A 5531-nucleotide genomic window follows, 5' to 3' on the forward strand; every position below is an offset into this window, starting at 1 on the left:
CCCATCGTCTCCAAGTCGCGCATCAGCTTGTCGAGCGAGGGGCAGCGCGCACGTGCGGCATCAATGTCCAGCGCCGCCATCAACGCCGGCTGATCATCGGTGTCCACGTACGTTCTGCCCGTGATGAACGCCCGCAGCCGCTCCTTCGCGCCGCGTGGCTGCTCGGGATCGTCCGGATAAGCCGCATCTGCTACGACGCCGCGGTGGCCTCGCAACGACTCCAGGCCGCCCAGAAACCAGGCTTCCAACTCGCGTACGGCGAACACGACCGACACGGGGAATCGGGTCACCGAACCCGCGCGTTTGAGCAGTTCCGGGCCGAGCTTCGCGGCGCAGTCGTCATCCACATCCAGAAGCACAAGGACGGAAGTGGTTTCGGGCCGCTGCGCCAGCGCACCCTGAAGCGTGCGCTCCAGTTCTCCGGGCTTGACCACCGAATTCCGCTTGACCCGATACGGCTTCAGGACAGCAACGTTCATCCGCCGCATCAGCACGGGGATGGAACGTTCTTCCGCATGCCCTTCCACAATCGGCAGAAGCACGGTCAGGCAGCCTCGCCCACGGTGCCTGACACCGGCGCGAAGAAGTCTCGCGCTTTGGCAAGTTCGGGCTCCGCTGCGTCGGCGTTCAATTCGTTGATCCGGAGCAGTTCACCGGGGGTGGAAAGGTGGCGCTGGATGACACCGCGGGACGCGGCGCCCAACGGATCGATCCGGGTCGCTCCGTCCTTCTTGGACACGATCAGGATGGACTCGTCTGCCAGATCCTTGTAGTCGAGCACATCCGGGCTGTGCGTCGAGATCATGACCTGCGAACGATGCGCCGCGTCCATCAGCACCGCCATCACAACGTCCGCAGCCGCGGGATGAATCGTGGCCTCCGGCTCTTCGATGAGCAGAACCGTCGGCGTTGACGGCTGATAGACTGCGAGAAGAAGCCCCAGCATGCGCAGCGTGCCGTCGGACATGCTGACCGAAGAGAAGGGTTCCGGCCCTCCAGGATGCTTCTCCGAGACGTAAAGTCCCCACCGGCCAGCCAGACTGACCGCGCCAACATACGCCAGATCCGGAACCACAGTCGCGAGTACGCGGTTGATCCGGGCCTGGGTTTCCAGATTTTGGTGTTGAAGACGACTCAACACCTTAGCCGCATTACCTCCGTCCTCCAGCAGCGCCGAACCAGTGCTTGGCTCGCTCATCTCGCGCAGACGCGCCGGCTCAATCGCATAAAGCCGAATGCCCGCGAGGAAGTCGTAAAGCGGGCGGAACTCGATAAGTGAAGACGCGGCAGAGAGAACCAGGCGGTCTGCCGCTAAGGCGGGATGGATCCCTGGGATGGCCTCAAGCAGCCGGCCGTCTCGCACGGAGTACGCGTGCACGGCCCCGTTAGCGGCTACGTGAGTGAATCGCTCCGAAACGACACTCCACTCATCTGATTCGACGAAAGCTTCGAAGCCGTAGTCAGCCGTTCCGCTCTCCAGATCAACAATCAAACGTATCCCAACGCTGCGCCCGCTGCCCGGCATCACGATTCCGCGGTGCGCGGCCGCAGCCACCCCGACCGGTTGCGTCAGGCAATCACGCATGAACGCCAAGGCGTCCATGAAGTTGGACTTCCCCGAGCCGTTCGGACCTACGAGCACGTTGAAATCGGAGAGGCGGACCACCGCGTCTCCGATGCTCTTGTAGTTCCTGAGGTGGACTTCGCGAATCCGGGGAATCACACGCTGCGTCGGTACGGGTGCATCACCTGCCATCACGGACAGTACAAGCGGCGCGGGACGCAGAGCAAGTGCGTCCCGCGCCGTTGTACCTATTCCCTACTCCCTATTCCCTGCGGTTCCTCAGCTCTCCACCTGCAGCGGCATCGCCCGCGGGTGCGTCATCCCCTCCGGAGACAGGATCTCGTCCAGGCGCTCCTGCGAGAGCCACGCCTTTTCGCGCACCAGCTCGTACACGCCGCGGCCGGTGGCCAGCGCCTCCATTGCCAGCGCGCTGCTGCGCTCGTACCCGATGTACGGCACCAGCGCCGTCACCAGGCCGATGCTGTTTTCCACCATCCAGCGCATGCGGTCCACGTTGGCGGTGATCCCCAGCACGCACCGCTCGCGCAGCACCACGGCGCCGCGGATCAGCATGTCCACGGACTGGAACAGGTTGAAGCCGATCACCGGCTCGAACACGTTCAGTTGCAGCTGCCCCGCCTCCGCCGCCATGGTGATGGTGAGGTCGTTCCCCACCACCTGAAAGCACACCATGTTCACCACTTCGGGGATCACCGGGTTCACCTTCCCCGGCATGATGGACGAGCCCGGCTGCATGGGCGGCAGGTTGATTTCCCCCAGCCCCGCGCGCGGACCCGACGACAGCAGCCGCAGGTCGTTGCAGATCTTGCTCAGCTTCACCGCCACGCGCTTGAGCACGCCCGACACCTGCACAAAGGCGCCCGTATCCGCCGTGGCCTCGATGAGGTCCGGCGCGGTGACCAGCTCAAATCCCGTGACGTCGCACAGCTTTTCGCACACCAGGGCGGCGTAGCGCGGATCGGTGTTGATCCCCGTGCCGATGGCGGTGGCGCCCATGTTGGTTTCGCGGATCAGCTCCGACGCCTCGCGCAGCCGGTCCATGTCTTCGCCGATGGTGACGGCAAAGGCGGTGAACTCCTGCCCCAGCGTCATGGGCACGGCGTCCTGCAGCTGCGTGCGCCCCATCTTGAGCACCTGGCTGAACTCCGCCCCCTTGGTGCGGAAGGCGTCCGCCAGGTCGCCCAGCGCCTGCACCAGGTCCGCCAGCGCCCAGCTTCCCGCCAGCTTGAGCGCCGTGGGATACACGTCGTTGGTGCTCTGGCTCAGGTTGACGTGGTTGTTGGGGTGCACCACCTCGTAGTCGCCCTTGCGCCGCCCCAGCAGCTCCAGCGCGCGGTTGGCGATCACCTCGTTGGCGTTCATGTTGGTGCTGGTGCCCGCCCCGCCCTGCACCACGTCTACCACGAACTGCTCGTGCAGCTTGCCGTCGCGGATCTCGCGGCAGGCCCGCACGATGGCGTCGGCCACGTCGTGCGGCAGAATGCCCAGCTCCTCGTTGGCCAGCGCCGCCGCTTCCTTGATGGCGGCCAGCGCGTTGATCAGGTAGCGGTACTGGCTGATGGGAATGCCGGTGATGGGGAAGTTTTCCGTGGCCCGCAGCGTCTGCACGCCGTAGTACAGGTCCACCGAAAGCTGCCGCTCGCCCAGCAGGTCGTGCTCCGTCCGCATCTCCCCGGACAGGTAGCCGGTCCCGCGCCCGGAGATGAGGGTGTTGGCGTAGCGCAGGCGGGACGAGATGACGCGCGCCGCGATGCTCACCAGCTTGCCGTACAGCCGCGGCTCGTTCTCCGCCAGGCCGGCCATCGCGGAGCGGGGCACCTCCACCACCCGCGCCTCGTCCGTCACCACGCCGCTGGTGGAGTGGGGATAGTCGTCCAGCAGGCTTCCCTCGCCGTACGACTCGCCGGCGCCCAGCACGTGCAGCACGCTGGGCACGCCGCGGAACCCCTTTACGATCTGCACCCGCCCGTCCAGCAGAATGCCGAACGCGCGGCGCGGCTGGCTTTCGCGGAACAGGTACCCGCCCTTGGGCACGGTGCGCGCCTCGGCCGCGGCGGCCAGCAGCCGCGTCTCGTCGTCATCCAGCGAGCGCAGCTCCGGGTGGGCGCGCAGAACCTCGTATACGGAATCGGTCATCATCCCCTGCCGCGGGCAGCCGGCCGGGCCGGCGTGAACATCGTCGTGCGTCACCGCTTCCGGGCACGGCCCGGAAGCCCGCGAACGTAGTGCGGCGGGTGCCCGCAAACAAGCGACGGCCTCCTGGACGGGGCCGCGCGCCCACCGGAACATGGAACGGACATTGCACCCCCGGGCGGCCCCTGTCGGCGGCCCACCAGGGGCCGGAATTCCTGAAACACAAGGAGATCCACATGGCGATCTGGAACCGGAACGACAACAGCTACGGCCGCGGCCGTGAAGGGTTGGGCGGCTCGCTGCGCCAGGGGCTGGACCGGGTGCAGGACGCGTTCTCCGGGCAGAGCCCCCACAACGTGGGCGGCAGCCGGTACGACAACGGCTACCGCGGCGGCGAGGGTCTGCGCACCAACTCCTGGGCCGACGGCGCCTATACGGCCGACGCCGCCGACCGCCTGGACCGCGACACCGACCTGGGCGGCAACCGCGGGCGCGACACCAGCCCCTTCCACGGCGGGATGAACCAGGGCGGCTACAGCGCCGGCGGAATGAACCGCGGCATGAGCGGCGGCATGGAGCGTGGCGGGCGCGGGTGGAACCTGGGCGGCGGCGACGAGGAGTGGGGCCACAACTGGGGCGCCGGCGGCAACCGCGGCATGCAGGGTGGCATGGGCATGCAGGGCGGGATGGGCAGTCAGGGCGGCCAGGGCGGCCAAGGCGGCCAGGGCGGCCAGGGCGGCGGATTCATGTCGCGGGCCCAGAACGCGGTGCGCCGCGGGTGGGACCAGGTGGAGGACCGCTTTGACCGCGACGACGACGACCGCACGCTCGCGTACGGAAGCCCCATCGGCCGCGGCGGGTACGACCGCGACATGGGCGGCCGGGGGATGACGGGCGGCTACGGCGGCATGGGCGGGGGCTACGGCGCGACCGGCAGCATGGGCGGCCGGGTGCAGTACGACACCGACTTTGACCACCGCGACGGCGGCCACGGGTACAAGACCCGCCAGCAGACGGACGCGGGCGACCCGTTCGGCGACCGCCAGAACCACACGCCCATCCGCATGATCAACGGCGGCTACGACAGCGACCGCGGCATGATGGGCGGCGGCATGCGCGGCGGAATGATGGGTGGGGGAATGACGGGCGGCATGCGCGGCGGCATGCAGCACGACTATGACCACGACGGCGACGTGGACATGGGCGACCGGCTGCGGGGCACGGTGGACCGCATGAGCGGCGGCGCCCGGCGCGGGTTCAACAACGTCCGCGAGCGGTTTGACCACGACGACAACCGCATGGGCCACGGCGGCTACGACCGCGACGTGCGCGGCTTCAACCAGGGCGGCAGCCGCGACTGGTTCTGACCGTCGCTCCGCCTGAACCGATCGGCCCCGCCCCGGAAGTCCGGGGCGGGGCCGATTTTTTCACCGTCTTCCGGCCGCGAACCGCCGGGCGCACTCCGCCGGAGGAGCGGGTTTCCGCGCGTTCGGCGAGTTCAGTCCGTGCGGCGGCCGCGGCGCGCGGTGTCGGCGGCGCTGCCGTAGCGCAGGACCACGATGCCCGCCGGCGATTCCGGATAGCGCACCATCAGCACCAGTTCCGGCCCGGAGAGCGTGGCGTCGCCCGCGAACTCCGCCGCGGGCCCCGGCACCTGCGCGCCGTCTCCGCCGCGGACCGTGACCTCGGTGGCGGATGCGGGCGCGAGGGGCTGCCACTGCGTCCCGCTCACCGCGATCACCTCCGTGGCGCCGGGCGCCTCGATGTGAAAGCGGTGCACGGCACCGCGCACCAGCCGCGCGGAGAGCGGCGC

At 68.5% G+C, this 5531-nt stretch carries 4 protein-coding genes and 1 pseudogene; 1 reads left to right on the forward strand and 4 read right to left on the reverse strand.

Annotated elements, in window-relative coordinates; genetic code table 11:
- The 3 genes from VF665_RS11155 to aspA form a co-directional block, all read right to left on the reverse strand.
- The coding region (locus VF665_RS11155; protein ID WP_331053508.1) for a DUF4276 family protein at window positions 1–542 on the reverse strand (542 nt) is incomplete at its 3' end.
- 2 nt (window positions 543–544) lie between these two features.
- Window positions 545–1723, reverse strand: a complete 1179-nt coding sequence (locus VF665_RS11160) for an AAA family ATPase (RefSeq protein WP_331053509.1) — start codon at window positions 1721–1723, stop codon at window positions 545–547.
- 120 nt (window positions 1724–1843) lie between these two features.
- Window positions 1844–3721: an aspartate ammonia-lyase gene (aspA, locus tag VF665_RS11165; protein ID WP_331053510.1), complete on the reverse strand. Its 1878-nt coding sequence runs from the start codon at window positions 3719–3721 to the stop codon at window positions 1844–1846.
- Between the two features lie 233 nt (window positions 3722–3954).
- On the opposite strand from aspA, the gene VF665_RS11170 reads away from it, so the two are divergent.
- Window positions 3955–5085 (forward strand): hypothetical protein, encoded by a 1131-nt coding sequence (locus VF665_RS11170; protein WP_331053511.1) that lies wholly within the window; start codon window positions 3955–3957, stop codon window positions 5083–5085.
- 131 nt (window positions 5086–5216) lie between these two features.
- Here VF665_RS11170 and VF665_RS11175 read toward each other — a convergent pair.
- A pseudogene (locus tag VF665_RS11175) lies at window positions 5217–5531 on the reverse strand (hypothetical protein); the annotation flags it as partial.

The organism is Longimicrobium sp. (genome assembly GCF_036387355.1).
Lineage (GTDB): Bacteria > Gemmatimonadota > Gemmatimonadetes > Longimicrobiales > Longimicrobiaceae > Longimicrobium.

Excerpts from the sequence above, each read along its gene's own strand:
- aspA (WP_331053510.1), bottom strand. The coding sequence starts at position 3,721 with ATGACCGATTCCGTATACGAGGTTCTGCGCGCCCACCCGGAGCTGCGC.
- VF665_RS11170 (WP_331053511.1), top strand. The coding sequence starts at position 3,955 with ATGGCGATCTGGAACCGGAACGACAACAGCTACGGCCGCGGCCGTGAA.